The 18,399-nt window shown below is 42.4% G+C and carries 18 protein-coding genes; 12 read left to right on the top strand and 6 right to left on the bottom strand.

Translation table 11 applies throughout. The features are described 5' to 3' along the window. Positions 1–60: 60 nt before the first annotated feature. Entirely contained in the window at positions 61–2,055 is a 1,995-nt protein-coding gene (locus HRU23_16195) for a GGDEF domain-containing protein (protein ID NRA55681.1), read from the top strand. 100 nt (positions 2,056–2,155) lie between these two features. On the opposite strand, the gene HRU23_16190 is transcribed toward HRU23_16195, so the two are convergent. Both HRU23_16190 and HRU23_16185 read right to left on the bottom strand, forming a co-directional pair. Beyond that, positions 2,156–2,695 carry a DUF1285 domain-containing protein gene (locus HRU23_16190; GenBank protein NRA55680.1) on the bottom strand — a complete coding sequence of 180 codons (540 nt, stop codon included), beginning with the start codon at positions 2,693–2,695 and terminating at the stop codon, positions 2,156–2,158. 196 nt (positions 2,696–2,891) lie between these two features. After that, the gene (locus tag HRU23_16185; protein NRA55679.1) at positions 2,892–4,064 is read right to left on the bottom strand and encodes a pyridoxal phosphate-dependent aminotransferase; all 1,173 of its coding nucleotides are present in this window, start codon (positions 4,062–4,064) and stop codon (positions 2,892–2,894) included. Positions 4,065–4,349: 285 nt separating this feature from the next. Here HRU23_16185 and HRU23_16180 point away from each other — a divergent pair, with 285 nt between their 5' ends. Continuing rightward, positions 4,350–4,538, top strand: a complete 189-nt coding sequence (locus tag HRU23_16180) for a YqaE/Pmp3 family membrane protein (GenBank protein ID NRA55678.1) — start codon at positions 4,350–4,352, stop codon at positions 4,536–4,538. Between the two features lie 23 nt (positions 4,539–4,561). Here the strand turns inward: HRU23_16180 and HRU23_16175 are convergent, their stop codons facing one another. Then, entirely contained in the window at positions 4,562–5,476 is a 915-nt protein-coding gene (locus HRU23_16175; protein ID NRA55677.1) for a class I SAM-dependent methyltransferase, read from the bottom strand. A 53-nt stretch (positions 5,477–5,529) separates the two neighbouring features. After that, positions 5,530–6,591 (bottom strand): AI-2E family transporter, encoded by a 1,062-nt coding sequence (locus HRU23_16170; protein NRA55676.1) that lies wholly within the window; start codon positions 6,589–6,591, stop codon positions 5,530–5,532. A 106-nt stretch (positions 6,592–6,697) separates the two neighbouring features. Here HRU23_16170 and folX point away from each other — a divergent pair, with 106 nt between their 5' ends. From folX to HRU23_16155, 3 genes are all read left to right on the top strand, one after another. Beyond that, complete coding sequence (gene folX / locus HRU23_16165; GenBank protein ID NRA55675.1) at positions 6,698–7,069, top strand: dihydroneopterin triphosphate 2'-epimerase; 372 nt, start codon at positions 6,698–6,700, stop codon at positions 7,067–7,069. Between the two features lie 131 nt (positions 7,070–7,200). After that, a complete protein-coding gene (locus HRU23_16160) occupies positions 7,201–8,412 on the top strand; it encodes a TIGR03087 family PEP-CTERM/XrtA system glycosyltransferase (protein ID NRA55674.1) in 1,212 nt (403 codons plus the stop codon). A gap of 21 nt (positions 8,413–8,433) precedes the next feature. Then, positions 8,434–9,642, top strand: coding sequence for a glycosyltransferase, exosortase A system-associated (locus tag HRU23_16155; GenBank protein NRA55673.1), 1,209 nt, complete (start codon positions 8,434–8,436; stop codon positions 9,640–9,642). A 14-nt stretch (positions 9,643–9,656) separates the two neighbouring features. Here the strand turns inward: HRU23_16155 and HRU23_16150 are convergent, their stop codons facing one another. Further along, a complete protein-coding gene (locus HRU23_16150; protein ID NRA55672.1) occupies positions 9,657–10,814 on the bottom strand; it encodes a hypothetical protein in 1,158 nt (385 codons plus the stop codon). Between the two features lie 567 nt (positions 10,815–11,381). On the opposite strand from HRU23_16150, the gene HRU23_16145 reads away from it, so the two are divergent. From HRU23_16145 to HRU23_16120, 6 genes are all read left to right on the top strand, one after another. After that, positions 11,382–12,152, top strand: a complete 771-nt coding sequence (locus HRU23_16145; protein NRA55671.1) for an ABC transporter ATP-binding protein — start codon at positions 11,382–11,384, stop codon at positions 12,150–12,152. 68 nt (positions 12,153–12,220) lie between these two features. Beyond that, positions 12,221–12,997, top strand: a complete 777-nt coding sequence (locus tag HRU23_16140) for an ABC transporter substrate-binding protein (protein ID NRA55670.1) — start codon at positions 12,221–12,223, stop codon at positions 12,995–12,997. A 105-nt stretch (positions 12,998–13,102) separates the two neighbouring features. Beyond that, positions 13,103–13,843, top strand: a complete 741-nt coding sequence (locus tag HRU23_16135; protein ID NRA55669.1) for an ABC transporter permease — start codon at positions 13,103–13,105, stop codon at positions 13,841–13,843. Positions 13,844–13,845: 2 nt separating this feature from the next. Beyond that, positions 13,846–14,523, top strand: a complete 678-nt coding sequence (locus HRU23_16130) for an ABC transporter permease (protein ID NRA55668.1) — start codon at positions 13,846–13,848, stop codon at positions 14,521–14,523. A gap of 189 nt (positions 14,524–14,712) precedes the next feature. Further along, the gene (locus HRU23_16125) at positions 14,713–15,345 is read left to right on the top strand and encodes a TetR family transcriptional regulator C-terminal domain-containing protein (GenBank protein ID NRA55667.1); all 633 of its coding nucleotides are present in this window, start codon (positions 14,713–14,715) and stop codon (positions 15,343–15,345) included. Positions 15,346–15,404: 59 nt separating this feature from the next. Beyond that, positions 15,405–16,394, top strand: coding sequence for an oxidoreductase (locus tag HRU23_16120; protein ID NRA55666.1), 990 nt, complete (start codon positions 15,405–15,407; stop codon positions 16,392–16,394). A gap of 35 nt (positions 16,395–16,429) precedes the next feature. Here HRU23_16120 and HRU23_16115 read toward each other — a convergent pair whose 3' ends face one another. Continuing rightward, positions 16,430–16,897 carry a tRNA (cytidine(34)-2'-O)-methyltransferase gene (locus tag HRU23_16115; protein ID NRA55665.1) on the bottom strand — a complete coding sequence of 156 codons (468 nt, stop codon included), beginning with the start codon at positions 16,895–16,897 and terminating at the stop codon, positions 16,430–16,432. Between the two features lie 264 nt (positions 16,898–17,161). On the opposite strand from HRU23_16115, the gene HRU23_16110 reads away from it, so the two are divergent. Next, positions 17,162–18,013, top strand: coding sequence for a Tim44 domain-containing protein (locus tag HRU23_16110; protein NRA55664.1), 852 nt, complete (start codon positions 17,162–17,164; stop codon positions 18,011–18,013). Positions 18,014–18,399 lie beyond the last annotated feature (386 nt).

Below are 18,399 nucleotides of genomic sequence, written 5' to 3'. Positions count from 1 at the left end.
TAAGTAATTCTATATAGTGGGGATTGTTATTTTCCCCAAATAAACTGTGCCGGATTATTTATGACTGATAGCGATAAATTAGATAGCACCCAAACTTTTTTAATCGACACCATGGCCATTTTTGATCATATGGCGACCCCGGTATGGGTTTACGACGTTAGCAATTATCGAATTTGCTGGGCCAACAAAAAAGCGCTCGATTTATGGCACGCAACCAGTAAAACGGCTTTGCTTGAACGCGACTTGGCTGTTGATATTACTGAAGCAACAGACCGTCAATTAAGACAACTATTGCAAGACACCAAAGGGAAAACGTGTTCTCTTTGGTGGACCGTATATCCGCAGAACTTTTCCCAAGAAATTTATATTCGTTATAGCAACCTGCAGCAGTTTGCTGGCAAAGATCTATTATTATGCGAAGGCATCGTCAGCCGCGACGAATTAGAACGCGACACTTCCTTTACGGTTGGCAATAGCATGGCATCTTTATTTAATGCCAGCGGCGAACTAATCAGTTGCAATCAAAAATTCCAAGCCGTTTACGATCAAATTACGATTGATATTCATGAATTAGTTGAAATGAGTAGCGAAGAGTTAGCTGAAAAATTCAGCGGCGCAGCAGAAGTTGAGTTTGAACGTCAGGTTATTCACCTGGGTAAAATTTGTTGGTTTAATTTTACCATTAGGCGCTTATTGCCCGAAAATCATTACCTAGTGATTCAAGATAATATTACTGAGCGTAAAACCCGCGAGCATAAATACCTCCATCTGGCCTATCACGATCAACTAACAGGTTTATTGAACCGCTACGGTCTCGATGAGTATTTAAAGCACCGTTGTTATGCCAAACAACAATTTCATTTGTTTTTAATCAACATCGACGCCTTTAAGCTTATCAATAACAACCTAGGTCACAAGACTGGCGATGCGGTGTTAGTTGCGATTGCTAAGCGTTTATTAAAGCAATTGCCTGAAAGATATCAACTGGCTCGCTTTGGGGGCGATGAGTTTATTATTATTGTGCCTGCAGACCCTGACTCACAATCAATTGAAGCGATTGGCCACTTAATTATTGATACCATTGCGCTGCCGATTATCGAGCTTGACAGTATTCAGCTAACCGCCAGTATTGGCACAGCAACCTTTCCAGATGATGCGCTAGAGCCTGATTCATTAATTATGTATGCAGATACGGCCATGCATAAAGCGAAAGAATTAAGTTCCCGGAGTTTTTGTAGTTTTGCCCGTCAAATGAGCCTTGAAATTCAACGCCGCGCGGTGCTGCAACAAGGCCTAAAACACGCGCTGCTGTTTGAAGAACTCGTGCCACTATTCCAACCCATTGTTGATATGAAGACTAATAAATTAGTCGGCATGGAAGCGCTGCTCAGTTGGCATAGTCCGCAATTAGGTAAGGTATCGCCCCAAGAATTTGTGCCAGAAGCAGAACGCAGCGGCATGATGAACGAAATCGGCCAATGGATTTTGACCAAAGCATGTCAACAATGTTTATTGTGGCATCAAGAATCAGGCGTTGAGCTAAAGTTATCTGTCAATGTTTCGGCCATTCAACTAACCGATAGCTTTATCGATATGCTCGATGACGTATTGATGAGAACAAAGTTTCCACCGCATAAATTAATATTAGAGCTGACCGAGTCAATATTTTTACTCAATATAAATCAAGTGATCAAACGATTGAAAGCAATCAGTGATCGTGGGATCGGGGTGTGTATTGATGATTTTGGAACCGGTTACTCATCACTGTCTTACATTCACAAACTGCCCATAAGTACCATTAAGATAGACCGCTCCTTTATTGCAGACATTGATAGCAGTGATGTGGTGATTGAAGCGACAGTGGCTATGGCCAACAAACTCGGCTTAAACATTGTTGCTGAAGGCATTGAAAGCCAATACCATTTAGAACGCATGATGCGCTACCCTAACTTGCTCGCTCAGGGTTACTATTACAGTCGCCCGGTTAACGCCGCAGATTTCGTAAAATTACCACTGTATACCGAGTTGCTCGCGGCCAAAGCTAAAGGCAACTAAATCAAGCCCAATAGCAGCCAAGCTTACTAGCTGGCTGCTATTACTGAACTTAGAGTGTTCATCCGCGAATTTTATCCCCGTACTAAAGCCCTATTTTTCATTAACAAGTGCCCAATGAAAAGTCCTGCCCTGCTGAGCTTAATACCAGCTCAGTCAACGAGTCAGTTGTGCGCGGTGTCGCTAACTCAACCAGTTGATAATAAACACTACGGGAGATTAAGGCATCAAGACCGCGCCATAAACTAATATATGGGCGTTGAGTTTGGCCTTTAACCACTAGCGGATAGGCCGTGGATAGTGCAACTCGATCGCCAATATTGGACACTAACCAGATAACCTGCTCTGCACTATTGGCCGCTTCAACCTCAAAGTCCGTGATTATAAATGGCGCATCTTCAACCGTTATCAGTAACTTTTCGCTCGGCGTGACCAAATAATAATCTTCGGCTTGTTTAATCAGTATTTTCGCAAATAACACCACTAACTTGTGACGTTTAATCACCTCACCATTGTGTAACCATTGGCCGTTAGCATTAATCACCATGTCCATCGATTGACACAGTTTTGGATGCCACTGCTCTACTGGGTAGGCGTCACCAGACAGCTGATTTAGTGATTGTTCAATGGCGGATAAATCCATCTTCGACTCCTGTTTTGTTAATCATGTAGCAATAAATTATCGCGGATATTTAGCCTTAAGCTATCCGCCAGACTAGGGCAAGCACATTAAAATTTAGCTATCAGGGTTTTCTCTAAAGCTCTCTTACCCTGCCCCATGCTCTTTGCTATTCAAGGGCTTAATCATCGCCGCGAAGGCGAGGTCGATTTACTCGACATTAAATTGTTATTTGTTTATCCAAGCGTTGAGCCAATCGGTGCAGCGCCTCTTTAATCCGTTCAATATCGGTAGTGTATGAGAAGCGTAAATAATGTCCCGACTTGTTGTGACCAAAATCAACGCCAGGAGTAATTAAGATGCCATCTTGTTCAAGCAGTTGCCAACAAAACTGATAGCTGTCCATGGTCATCGCACTGGCATCAACATAAACATAAAAAGCCCCTTGTGGCACCACATCGAGCTTGAATCCTAACTGGGTTAAACCATCAATTAACAAATCACGCCGGGCTTTAAATATCCACCGTCGCTGCTCTAATAGCTCGATAGTTTCTGCTTCAAAAGCAGCTAATGCACCATATTGAGCAATGGTTGGCGGCGAAATGAATAAATTTTGCGCCAAACGTTCTAACGCTGGCACCGCATTAAGTGGCGCGACTATCCAGCCCAAACGCCAGCCGGTCATGCCAAAATATTTTGAAAAGCTGTTAATCACAAAGGCGTCGTCATCGACCGACAAAACACTCGTTGCATCGCCATCATAAGTCAGACCATGATAAATTTCGTCGACCACTAGCTGGCCGCCACGCGCCCGAATGCTCGCAGACAAATCGCTCAATTGTTGTTTAGTCAACATGGTGCCAGTCGGGTTTGCCGGCGATGCCACTAAAGCGCCACAACTTTGCTGATCCCAGTGTTGCTCAATGTGTTGAGCACTGAGCTGAAAATTATCAGCACCGTCCACCGCAATAAGCTTGGCACTCGCTTCAATTAAGCGTAAAAATTGTTTATTACAAGGATAACCGGGATCTGTCATCAACACTTGCTCCCCCGGCTCAGCAATTAATGAAAAGACCAACAATAAAGCCGCCGACGCCCCCGCCGTTACGACAATTCGCTCTGGCGCAATATCAAGCTGATAACGCTGCTGATAAAATTGACTTATCGCCTCTTTAAGCGGCTTTATACCCGTTGATGGCGTATATTTTGTTAAGCCCTGAGCTATCGCCTCGGTTGCTTTGGCACAAATTGCTGGGGGGGTGGCAAAGTCTGGCTCTCCGGCCCCCATCGCTATTACATCTACACCTTGCTCGGTCAACTCACTGGCCCGCGCTAGCAATTCCATGACCTTAAACGAGTCAATGTCTTGCGCTCTTTTACTCCAATTACTCATTTCTTCTCCGATAGCGAAACTTAATAACAATGTTCAACAACTATAGAACCAAATCGGCAACCTACAATCAGGAGAAACCGCTGCGATACATTAACATAAAACTCGCGAAAACAAGACGAAGGGATCACCAGCCAGTGATGGAGTACATACGAATGCTGTGAGTCGTTGTACAGAACTATTTTGGGCTTAGGTATGAAAATAACGCGGCACAACGATTAAGATAAAACTAGCGCAGATGTTTCACAAAGCCGATAATAGAAAAAATTATTTAGAAAGGAACGTTCAATGCGCTTTATCTTAGCTTTACTATTGCCTTGGTTACAATTTTTTACCATAGGTCGCCCAATGGCCGGCATTTTTTGCTTTATCTTACAGCTCACTCTGATCGGTTGGGTACCAGCGGCTATTTGGTCGGTATATGCATTAAGTCAATACAAAACAGATGAAAAAATAGCCGAAGCATTAAAGAAATAAGCCCCAGCTATTAGTCATCATATTTATGCCGTTTTCTGCCCCAGATAGCGGTAATGAAATACTTTAAGCCCTTTATCAGGATCAATTTCTTGAAATACCGCCGGGTTGGCCACTTGCGCGACTAACTCACACTCTGGTGCGTGTTCAGCCATTAAGTCAGCAATAAAATCTCGCCCTAAGTCGGGTGAATTTAAACAAATAAGCAAATCGGCATTGGGCGTCGCCAAATCAGGAATTTTCCGTAATAAACGCGCGTAATCCTTGGCCGCAGTAAAACTACCCCACTGATTAGTTGGCGGATCAAACACAATCGTTTGATAAGGTCCGTAGCGTTTTAGCTTGCCCCAAGATTTAAAAATATCGTGGCGGAAGAACTTAGTTTGAGTTAAATCAAGATCATTAAGCTGATGATTAATCTTGCCTAACTTTAATGCGCCATGGCTCATATCGATATTAATCACCTGCTTCGCGCCAGCGGCTAAAGCTGCTACCGAAAATGAACATGAGTATGAAAACAAATTCAATACGTTACGATCTTTAGCGTGCTGTTCAATCCAGCGTCGGCCATTGGCCATATCAAGAAATAGCCCATTGTTTTGGCCATCAAGTAACTTAACTTGATAACTTAATCCATGCTCAATCACTTGAGCGGCAGGCACTTGCTCGCCACGAACGACCTCAACGGGTGAGCGCTCAAGGTAACGACGTTGAATAAGAATCGGCCCCTGGTGCTCCGGATAGGCCTGACTTAAAGTCGCCAAAATTTGCTGCTCAAACGACGACTCATGCTCACTAAATAAAGTAATAAACAGGCTCGGTGCAAAGTAATCTATCGTCACCTGCTCTAAGCCTGAAAAACACTTACCTCGACCATGAAATAATCGCTGAGTTTCCTCAGACAATTGCACTAATTGTAACTGTGCTAATAACGCTTGCATAAGAGTCTATATATCAATAAAAACGCCATTATAAAGCCAGTACCGCTAAATACCTATTGCTTTTCTTGTTCGGGTTCCTCAACCGTGGGCTCGATATCACCGCCCAACAGTAGGGCCAACCAGCGACTTGAATGACTTGACTCAAGACCAATTTTTACCACCATGGTCAATGGCACTGACAATAACATGCCAACACTGCCTAATAACCAACCCCAGAAGATCAAGGATAAGAAAATCACCAGTGTGGATAATCCCAAGCCTTTGCCTAAAAATCGTGGCTCAATCACATTGCCCATGATCAAGTTAACCAATAAATACAAACCAACTACCGCGCCAGCCCACGCCGAGCCCAGCTGAATTAATGCCAGTAATACCGCTGGCAATGCCGCAATAATAGAGCCGATATTGGGCACATAATTTAATAAAAAAGCCAAAACGCCCCACAGCACCCAATAATCAAGCCCTATCGCCCACAGCGAAAAGCTAATAATACAACCGGTGCCGATACTGACTAATGTTTTTATTGCAATGTATTGATTGACCGAATTTAAAAATTGGTCAATCTGCGCTAAGCGCATTTGAGGATCATCGAGCGCGTAGTGCAACTTACGGGGCATTGAGTCTGATTCAGCTAACATAAAAATCACCGTCAACAAGATCAAGAACAAATTAGCCATTACTCCACTTAAACTATTAAGCAAAGTAGTGGCCATTGTCATCGCGACACTGGGATCGAAATACTCTAATAAAGTAGCGCTATTAACGGGCATGCCCTGACGGGATAAAAAGGCTAACACCCCAGAAAAACGCTCGCTAAGCTGCACTTGAAATTGAGGTAACTGGGCGCTAAAGCCATTAACGGCTTTGCCGACTAATCCTGCGAGCGACATGCCAGCTAGCATCACAAAGGCGATAATTAACCCAATCGCAATGCCTTTAGGAATATGGAATCTCATTAAATATTTTAAAATTGGATTGCAAATGATTGCCAAAAATATTGACAGAAAAAATGGTACTAAAACCAGACTAGCGGCTTTAATACCCGCTAACACAATCACAATGGCCGCCAACAATACTGCTGTTTTTAACGATGACGATAGTTCAAGTTGCTTCACTAAATGATCTCCTAAGCTGTTATAAAAATTAATTTACCCAGTTTTAGTTGCAATAACAATAATAAACAGCGTTTAATAAACTTTACTCCCAAACCTAGGTAACCCAATGAATAGTGATTTAGCAATAATTAGAATAAAGAACTTACGACTGCGCACCTACATTGGCATTAACGATGATGAAATTGCCAATCGTCAAGATGTCATCATTAATGTGGTCATTCATTACCCCGCCGAAAAAGCCACTAAAACAGATGACATGAGTGATGCATTAAATTATCGCACCATCACTAAAGAAATTATCGCCTTAGTTGAAAACAACCGCTTTGGGCTATTAGAGAAGCTAACTAATGATGTATTAACCATTGCCAGTTGTCATCACTGGGTTACTAACTGCCAAGTAGAAGTAGATAAGCCTCATGCCCTAAGATTTGCCGATTCAGTATCGTTGCAATTGAGTTACCAAAAATCACAAAATTAATTGTCTATCAGCTTGGTGAGCTGCTTGTTGAATCAAATATCTGCACTATACTGAGGATAAGTTAACGAGATTGTTGGTGATTTATCACCAACAGACAATGGACAATTCAACAGGGAATCAGAGTTAATTCAATGGTAAATTCACCGCTATTATTTTTATGTCATCGCATCCCTTTCCCGCCTAATAAGGGGGATAAAATAGCGACTTTCAATTTATTAAAATATTTGTCAAAACGTTATCAAGTTCATCTAGGTTATTTTATCGATGATGACCACGACATTCAATACATCGAAAAATTACGTCCCTATTGTGTCTCTTCTTTCGATCTTAATATTTGCGATAAACGACAAGCTGTCAGTGGTGTTAATGCATTACTTTCTAACAGCAGCATTTCAACCAGCCATTATCGCTCTACTGCCTTCCAAAATTGGGTAGATCGTACGATTGCTCAATTTAAGATCAACAAGCTCTATGTTTACTCGTCAGCAATGGCGCAGTTTATTGACCATGCGCGCTATCAGAAAAAAACGCGGATCCTCAATATGACCGATATCGATTCCGACAAGTGGCGTCAATACGCGCAATCGAAACCTTGGTATACCAAATGGATTTACGCGCGAGAACATCGTCAGCTAGGGAAATATGAACAACAGGTATTGCAAAATTTTAATGCGGTAACCTTGGTCACTGAGCAAGAAGCTGAGTTATTTTGCCAAATGTCACCGCCGCTCATGAACAATAAAATTCATACCTTAACCAACGGCGTCGACACCGACTACTTTAGCCCCAATGCTGACTTTGAACAGCTAATCGCAAGTGAAGCACCAATATTGTGTTTCACTGGTGCGATGGACTATTGGGCTAATGTCGACGCGATGTTATGGTTCTGTGACCATATTTGGCCACAAATTCTCAAGCAGCATCCACAATGTCAGCTCTATATAGTAGGCGGTAACCCCACGGCCAAAGTAATGGCATTAGCACAGCGCCAAGGCGTAACCGTGACAGGTCGCGTACCCGATGTTAGGCCTTATCTTGAAGTTTGTCAGTTAGTGGTGGCGCCGATGCGGATTGCACGTGGAGTCCAAAATAAGGTGTTAGAAGCCATGGCAATGGCCAAACCGGTGGTGATGACCTCGATGGCTCAGGAAGGGATAAAAATAAATCAACAACAAGCAGGATTAGTCATTGATGAGCCAATGCAAATGGCCCAATCGATCAATAAGTTATTAAGTGGCCCCAGCGCTTGTTATCAACACAACCGCCAATGGATCCTAAACCACTACAGCTGGGATGGCGCATTAAAAACGCTGCCATCACTGATTGATGCTCACTACTCATAATTTTAGGAATCGATAGCAACGATGAAAATTCTTCATATTTTCGATCACTCCATCCCGCTTCATAGTGGTTATACCTTCCGTAGCCGAGCTATCTTATTGTGTCAACAAAAGCTAGGGTTTGATACTAGCCATGTCACAGGCTCTAAACAGGGTGATGTATCGGCTAATAAAGAACAATTTGATAACCTCGATTTTTATCGGACTCAACCCATTGCTGGCTTGCTGGCACGCATTCCAGTCATCAATCAATTGGCTATCGTCTTTAAATTGGCACAACGTATTATTGAGGTTGCAGCGATTGAACAACCCAATGTCTTACATGCCCACAGCCCAGCGCTAAACGGACTGGCGGCTTTAATTGCCTCGCGCAAACTTAAACTACCGGTAGTTTATGAAATACGCGCATTTTGGGAAGATGCAGCGGTCGATCATGGCAATTGCAAAGAAGGTGATTTACGTTACAAACTGTCACATTGGCTCGAAACCTATGTCGTAAAGCGAGTAGATGCGGTCACTACTATTTGTCAGGGCTTACGCGCTGATTTAATGGCCAGAGGCATTAACGCCGAAAAAATAACCATCATTCCCAATGCTGTTAATATTGAATCATTTGCTCAATTAGAGCAGCGCTGCCCGAGTTTATCGTCACAGTTACCACTTGAACATTCTTTTGTGATTGGTTTTGCGGGTTCATTTTACCAATACGAAGGGCTAGATATTTTAATCAAAGCATTAGCAATTACCAAAACAATGAAGCTTGATATTAAGTTGCTATTGGTTGGTGGCGGCAATCAGCTTGGGCAGCTAACCCAATTGATAAGCGAACTAGATTTAACCGAGCAAGTGATTTTAACGGGCCGAGTTGCCCACGAAAAGGTCAAAGACTATTACAGCTTAATGGACGTGACTGTGTTGCCTCGAAAATCGATGCGACTAACAGAATTAGTCACACCATTAAAACCATTGGAAGCGATGGCACTAGGGATCCCCGTGCTAGCATCAGACATCGGCGGTCACCGCGAGCTAATCACTCACAACGAAACAGGTTTACTGTTTAAAGCGGATGATGCCCAGGCCTTAGCTGACACTATTGCGTCGTTAATTGCTAATCAACACAATGTCGCAAACCTGATTACCAATGGCCGACATTATGTCGAACATACCCGTAACTGGGACGTATCAACGGCCAATTACCCAAGGGTATATCAATACGCTATCGACAATCGCTAAACAGGTAGAATTACTTAGCCAAAAATCTTGCGTAATAACGAGATAACATCATCAATTTTTTTACCTGACTCAACCTGTGCCACTATCGAATCACGTTGTGCCACAATAAAGTCGGGCATTTCTTCGGTGCTAAGCACTCGATCAACTAACGCTGCTGCAGACTCTTTTGAACGCTTACTATTACCAGTAGATTTAGCTCGGCTAGGCTTTTTTAATAACTTAAGATAATTAGATTTTTCAGGAGTAGTCTCATCACCGTAGAGCAAGATGTCGAGTAAGATTGCCCGGTTTTTCCATAAGAACAATTCATCTTCAGCTTCAGGTGCTGCACTGTCCCACCAACCCATAGCTCGCACAGTACCAATCAGTTCAGACCAATAGCCGGCAAAGTTAGTAGTGGTTAATCGCTTAATACCTAAGCCTTGACATAAATGATCAAGTTTAGTGGTCGTTACAGCGACAAATTGATCTGGACGGCGCATTGCCAATAAGCGTGAAGCTGGACCTAAAGTCGCTTTTGCATCGATTGCAGTGAACGCTTGGCAAAAATCGTTAATAAATGCTTGGTAATGGCTATGATTAACTTCTCCAGTTAATGGAATGTGAGCTAATGCCATATCGAATGCTTCAGGGCTATTATCTAAGATTGTGTGAAAGGCCTTATTGGTCTTGGTGCTACCAAACCACTCACAGTCAAAATTAAACACTAAAGGATCGTGAGTCGCCGTGTGCTTGCCTGCAATCACCCGGCGGTCTTCATCAATCATCCCCGCTAAATCATTGCTCGTTAGCGTAGCAACGTAATCCAATAATAAACGGCGCTCATCTAATGCGTGCACTTGAGCTTGCTTGGTTAAAAAGTCCGCATAAAAAGACCACGGGGCAATTTTAGCCATTCGCAACTGGCTAATGCTAATACCGCCAATTAACAACTCAGTTAATTTTTTTAATGGCTTGTGCTGCTCCTCATCAAGCAAGTCACGATTAATACGATGGCGGCAAACATCAATTAGTTCGCGGCACCATCCATTAAAGTCTTTGGGGTGATTGGTCACCTTAACAGCTAATAAATTTAAACTCAGTAAACCCGCTTGTTTAAGCGCATTCTGATAGACGATTGATTCATTGGTAGACAATGACATTTTTGACGGGGAAATTAATAAATTTTTCACAGAAAACTCAGGCTCCAGACACAAAGACTATAGGTAAAACAACAAGCCTTAGATCATACTTCTTTTTGCTCTAGAAACAATTGTAAAAAGCAATATTAGTGAGATAAAACTCATAATATTAGATTTTATTGCGACCTTTGACTCAAGCAGCACCGATTATTAGAAGGATAGGCCCAGAATCATCCGAAAAAACTAAGTTAAATCGTAAGATTTTGCGATATTAGCCGAGTTAAAAACGACTAAGACTACTTATTCAGCAACTAAGCTTTTCATGAAAATAAGGAAATGGTTACAAATAACACTGAAAATTAAAACATAAGCAACCGCGTCAATGCAAAAACAAAGCCAACAAAGAATTTATTTAACGAGCTCATTCAATTGCTTACGTAAGTGGCAGCTAAAAATAACACAATAACAGACTACGACCAATGAATTATTATTCAAATAAAGTGATTAAATATCAACACTTAACGACGTTATAAATTTGTTGCGGTATTAACGAAGAGATGTTAGTTTTGTTGCGTATTTTAAGATTCAAGATAAAAATTAGAACAGGAGTCTAGGCGCATGACGGTAACAACCGCGCTTGAAGTGAAAGATCTACATAAGCATTTTGGCAAACATGAAGTACTTAAAGGTATTTCGTTATCAGCAAATAAAGGCGATGTTGTCTCAATAATTGGTTCATCAGGTTCGGGAAAAAGTACTTTTCTACGTTGTATCAATTTACTCGAAACTCCAACCGCTGGCCAAATTTGGGTCAATGGTGAATTAATCGAGATGAAAAATAACCGGTTAGGCGAAGCTATCCCAGCAAATGATAAACAAATTCATCGAATTCGCTCACGTTTAGCCATGGTATTTCAAGGGTTTAATCTGTGGTCACATATGACCGTGCTTGAAAATATTATCGAAGCTCCGGTTCATGTTTTGGGGATCCCTAAAAAGGAAGCCACCGAAAAAGCGCTGCAACTGCTTAACCGAGTCGGATTATATGAGCGCAAAGATTACTACCCTGGACATTTATCTGGTGGTCAGCAGCAACGCGCCGCAATTGCTCGTGCATTAGCAGTTGATCCCGAGGTAATGTTATTTGACGAACCAACATCGGCATTAGATCCGGAACTCGTTGGGGAAGTACTTGGGGTAATGAAGAGCCTAGCTGAAGAAGGTCGCACCATGTTAGTCGTTACTCACGAGATGGCGTTTGCTCGTGAAGTATCTAATCAGGTGATGTTTTTACACCAAGGCTTAGTTGAAGAGCAGGGGCACCCAGATAAAATCTTTAACAACCCAGAATCGGAACGTTTTAAGCAGTTTATTTCATCGATATATTAATAAAAAACAAAATAATATTTACAACTTGTATTTATATTCTGTACACATAAAAAAAATAGGTAAATAAAATGAAAAAATTATTACTCGCTACCGCTATTATTACCGCCACGTTAACTGGCGCCGTTCAAGCCAAAGAATGGAAACAAATTCGTTTTGGCATTGAAGGAGCTTACCCTCCATTTAGCCAGACTGAGCCAAATGGTGAATTAACTGGCTTTGATGTTGATATTGCTAACGCCCTTTGTGTTGAATTAGCGGTTAAATGTAAGATTGTCGCTCAAGACTGGGATGGTATTATTCCTTCACTGCTAGCACGTAAATACGATGCAATTATCGCCGCAATGTCGATTACTGAAGAGCGTAAGAAGAAAATTGATTTTACTGGTAAATATGCGCTAATCCCAAATAAATATGTTGCGAAAAAAGGGACTGATCTAGCTTTTACCACCGAAGGCCTTAAAGGGGTTAAAATTGGCGTACAGCGCGCAACAACTCACGACAGATACATCGAAGATAACTTCGGTGAGTCAGTAACAATCGTTCGTTATGGCTCTTTCGATGAAGCTTACCTAGACCTTAAAGCGGGCCGTATCGCTACAATCTTAGGTGATGCATCAGCACTTGAAGATGGCCTATTAAATAAAGCAGGTGGTGACGCATTTGAATTCATCGGACCATCTTTAACTGATCCTAAGTGGTTTGGTGATGGTTTTGGTATTGCTTTACGTAAGCAAGATAAAGACTTAACAAGTAAACTTGACGCAGCAATCTTGTCACTTCGTGAAAAGGGTATTTATCAGAAAATCGCCGCTAAGTACTTTAACTACGATGTTTATGGTAAGTAATTGCAAATGAATCATGGATGACACTTCATCCATGATTCAGCTTTCATTTTTACAAAGTTAGTCTAAAATCACTTCTTATACATCTTGTTGTTCTGGAAAAATAATATGTTGGACTTGAAAGGTTACGAGGCCTCAATCCTAAAAGGGGCAATAGTGACTATTGAAGTTGCTTTATTGTCACTGCTATTAGCGATGTTATTAGGCATGCTAGGCGCCCTCGCAAAACTATCACCATACCGCTCGGCAAGAACTATTGCCACAGTGTATACCACGGTCATTAGAGGGATCCCTGATCTCGTTTTAATGATGTTAATCTTTTACGGTGGTCAGATGCTGCTCAATAGTGGTCTATACAGCATCAATGAGTGGGTCAATGAGTGGTTTACATCGCAAGATTCTAGCCATGAATGGACCGCCTATTTACCTGATTACGTTGACGTCAGTCCATTTGTTGCAGGCGTACTGACCATAGGTTTTATCTTTGGTGCTTACATGGCAGAAACATTCCGTGGGGCAATTATGGCCGTCGACCGCGGAGAGTTAGAAGCTGCTAAAGCCTATGGCATGAGCAGTGCTTTAGCCTTTCGCCGAATTTTACTACCGCAAATGGTTCGGCACGCCTTACCAGGGTTTGGTAATAACTGGTTGGTATTACTTAAAACAACGGCACTGGTATCAATAATTGGCTTAGAGGATATGGTACGAGTAGGCGCTATGGCCGCCGGCTCAACTAAAATGCCATTTACTTTTTATATGGCGATTGCCATTATTTTCCTTTTCTTCACATCCGTTTCTACCGGCTTACTTAAGTTAGTTGAACGAAAATATAGTATACATACGAGGTAGATATGGACTTTTCGATCATAGTTGATAGCTTGCCGATTTACCTTGACGGTTTATGGATGACCTTGGCTTTAGTGATGACTTCATTAATCCTTGGTGTTTTTATCGCTATCCCGTTAGCAATCGCACGCAATAGCACAATGCGCCTGTGCAGTGCACCTGCTTGGGCCTTTATTTACTTTTTCCGTGGTACGCCATTGTTAATTCAATTGTATTTAATTTATTACGGTATGGATCAGTTTTTCCCAATTAAAGATACCTTATGGGAAAACGCTTGGTTTTGTGCCATTTTCGCCTTTGTCTTAAATACATCAGCCTATTCAGCCGAAATAATTCGCGGCGCGATCAATGGTCTGCCCCCAGGTGAAGTAGAAGCGGCCAAAGCTTACGGCATGAGCCCTATGACAGCTTACCGCCGGATAATATTACCCAGCGCACTGCGTCGAGCATTACCGGCCTATAGTAACGAAGTTATCTTCATGCTTCATGGTTCGGCCGTTGCGGGCATTATTACCATCATGGATTTAACGGGCGCAGCACGACTTGTTAACTCGCGTTATTATGCCCCTTTTGAATCGTTTTTAACCGCCGGGCTATTCTATATGGGCCTGACGTTTATTATTATTTGGTGTTTCAAGCAAGCTGAAGCTAAGTTCTTAGGATATTTAAAGCCGTTGAGCTAACTATAACTTCATGTGACGACTAAAATAAAACTTTGAAAAGCCTAACTTATCGTTAGGCTTTTTGTTATACCAATCGATAAGTCTTCGGTATAACAACCCTCTTGCACCTGCGCTATCCCGAGTTACACCGACAATCTGACAATAATAAAAGTTATTGCGATTTAAAAGACGATCGGTCTATAATAAAAAATGATTACTTTAATAACAAAACCTCGCAGAGGTCGACCGCCGAAAAATCCACATTCAGCGCACGACGTTAAAGCGGCTTTAATTCGCAGCGGCTTAGAATTATTCACCGAGCAAGGCTTTAGCTCGTCTGGGATAGATCAAATATTAAAAAGAATCGGCGTACCTAAAGGATCGTTTTATCATTATTTCGCCAATAAAGAAGCCTTTGGCCAAGCTGTAATTGATAGCTATGCAAGTTACTTCGCAACCAAACTAGATCACTATTTGTTAGATCAACAAGTCGCGCCTTTGCTGCGCATTTCAAACTTTGTCGCCGATGCTAAATTAGGCATGCAGCGCCATCAATTTAAACGCGGTTGCTTAATTGGCAACCTCGGCCAAGAAGTCAGTGTATTACCGGAAAGTTATCGCGCACAATTAGTCGAGATATTTGTTTCTTGGCAAAAACGGGTAGCACAGTGCCTAAAACTTGCCCAAACACAGGGAGACATTGCACCATCAGTCAATTGCGATTTACTCGCTGAGTTTTTTTGGGTTGGCTGGGAAGGCGCTGTTAGCCGGGCTAAACTAGAGCAAGATAGCCAACCACTCGATAATTATTTTACGTATTTCATGTCAACACTCATAAAATAACATTTTAACCACTAACATTTTAACTACGAATAGACGATCGGTCTAAAATAGGAGTAAGCATGTTTCAAGGTATTTTGATTGAAAAAGATCCCCAAGGGTACCGTTCAACCCTGCAAGCGATTGATGAAGACGTATTATCTGATGGCGATGTTACCGTCAATGTACTCTATAGCAGCTTAAATTATAAAGATGCTTTGGCTATTACGGGCAATGGCCCCGTGGTTAGAAAGTTTCCGATGATCCCTGGCATTGATTTCGTCGGTATTGTCGAGCAAAGCTCCAGCGAGAAATTTAGCCCAGGAGATACAGTATTACTTAATGGTTTCGGCGTGGGCGAAGGCCATACCGGTGGCCTAGCCACTAAAGCGCGAGTTAATAGCCAATGCTTGATCCACTTGCCCGATGGCTTATCGCCACGTCAAACAATGGCCATAGGTACTGCAGGCTATACTGCGATGTTATGCGTGCTAGCACTCGAAAAAAATGGGGTAAAACCGGCGCAAGGTGAAATATTGGTCACAGGGGCTAATGGCGGCGTTGGCAGTTTCGCCATCGCTATTTTAGCCAAACTTGGCTATCGAGTCGTTGCTGCTACTGGTCGGGTCGAACAGGCTGATTACCTAACAAAATTAGGCGCAAATGAAATTATCGACCGTGCGAGCTTATCTGAACCGGGTCGCGCGTTAGCCAAAGAACGCTGGGCAGGCGTCATAGACTCTGTTGGCAGCCATACTTTAGCTAATGCATGCGCCAGCACGATGTATGGTGGCACTGTCGCCGCCTGCGGATTAGCCCAAGGCATGGACTTTCCCGCTTCTGTCGCCCCTTTTATCTTACGTGGCGTGACATTAGCTGGCATTGATAGTGTAATGCGGCCACTTGGCGATCGAATTGAAGCTTGGCAGCGCTTAAGTCAATTGCTCGCGCCCAGCGTCTATGAAGATATCGCGACCGAAATAACGTTAGATCAAGTTATCACCACTGCTAGCGATTTACTGAGCGGTCAGGTGCAAGGTCGTGTAATTGTTAAGCTAAACCCTGAGCCTTAAGTATGAGTCTTAACGACTCAGGGTAGTAAGACGCTTTATGATGTAAACGCAGTAAAGTTTTGTCGCACTGCTTCGTATGAAATAACAGACACAGAGTTAGCGATATTAAGCGAACGTGCTTGGTTAGCCATCGGGATAGTAATGCACGATGGCTCGCTTTTGGCTAAAACCTCTGCGGGTAAGCCAGAGTCTTCGCGGCCAAAATAAAAATAATCACCGGGGCTAAATTCAACCTCAAAATAATTTTTATTGGCTTTAGTTGTCGCAAAAAAATGGCGCGCTGTGAATGGATTTTCTTGCCAAAAGTGTTCAATATTTTCATATTCACGCACATCTAGTTCAAACCAATAATCGAGTCCGGCTCGTCTCACTTCTTTGGCCGTAATTTCACCAAAGCCATAGGGCTTGATTAAATGCAGCGTACAATCAAGCGCAAAGGCAAGCCGCCCTATCGTTCCGACGTTGCCAGGCATTCTTGGTTCTAATAACACTATATTAAACATTTACTATTTACCATTTTGCACGCCAAGCCATGGCAATTCTTGCCAAAGGTCCCGTGCTTTATCATTTTGAATGAAACAAATTAGGGCGTAATTATAGAAGATAATAACCACCTGACGCAAACCGCTATCATCGTGATGACACGGGCTTTACGACGCCAAGTATCAACAGCTAGTATCGACAACAACAGCGCTTGACATAATATGTCTTATTGCTATGATGCCAAGCTTAAATTTATCTATATTTTAACTTTAGTTGAGTAAGCAATGAAAATATTTTTAACCATGCTGGCGATAATATTTACGCTAGTCGCCACTGTACCAGACGCCCACGCCAAAAAATTTGGTGGTAAACGCTCAATCGGAAAAACCCAACAAACAACAACACAGCAAAAACAAGCAAGCCAACAGGCAACCACACCAGCTAACAAGTCAAATAAAAAAGGCATAATGGGTGGGATCTTAGGTGGACTCTTAGTTGGTGGCCTTATTGCCTCAATGATGGGTGGCGCATTTGAAGGCTTCCAAATGATGGACTTTCTGCTGATTGCAGGCGTCGCCTTTATCTTATTTAAAATATTCCGCAGTATGAGCCAGGCAAAAGCCGGCGCACAAGCACAAGCGCAACCCCAAGCAGCCTATGCAGTGGATCAAGCGCAGTATAAGCAAAATCAAGAACAAGATCAGCAACCTCAAGCAACAGGTCTTGGTGGCGGTTTTTCAGCTCCAGAGAGCCAGGTACCATTTAACTTACCAGCAGACTTTGATCTTAGCTCATTCCTTGAAGGCGCTAGAAGCCATTACAAAACCTTACAACAGGCGTGGAATGACAACGATATTGAAAAAATTCAAGAGTATGTTTCTAATGAATTATACAATGAACTGAGCAAGCAACGCGCAGAGTTAGAGCAACAGCCTAATACTGAAGTGATGTTTCTTGACGCCGAATTAGTTCGCGCTGACAACACCGATAAGTTAGCTGAAATTAGTGTGAAATTCTCTGGCCGCTACCGCGACCTTGGCGAAAACCTTGAAGAAGACATTGCCGAAGTTTGGCATTTAGAACGTCAAGTTAGCCAAGCCGATGCACCATGGCTAATCGTTGGTATTGAGCAGTAATATCATGACTGATGGCGGCCCAATTGTGGCCGCTATTACCTAACCAGCACCATTATCCTTAATTGTACTTTATCCTATCCACAGTTGCTTATACCGCCCCTTACACTTACTCGTTTAATTTCTAAGCTTTTCCGGCATTCAGGTTATTTGGTAAACAACTGCCACCTAATTTCTAAAATCTGCTGCAGAACTAAATCATTGTTCGATCAGATTACGCTTTACTAGATTTATCTACACTAGCTATCCCCCTTGAAAGGATTGGTGATAAAGCAAGCTTGAGCAGATAGATGGGTTTACGGCGACTTACTGTTCTAATACCATATATGGACCCTCTCCTATTGCAAGACAATTTAGATCTTTGAAATAGAGTACATTGCAGCCATATA

It is taken from the genome of Gammaproteobacteria bacterium (assembly GCA_013214945.1).
Taxonomy (GTDB): domain Bacteria; phylum Pseudomonadota; class Gammaproteobacteria; order Enterobacterales; family Psychrobiaceae; genus Psychrobium.
The sequence above is the reverse complement of the archived record's forward strand: the minus strand, read 5'-3'. Positions and strand labels throughout refer to the sequence as shown.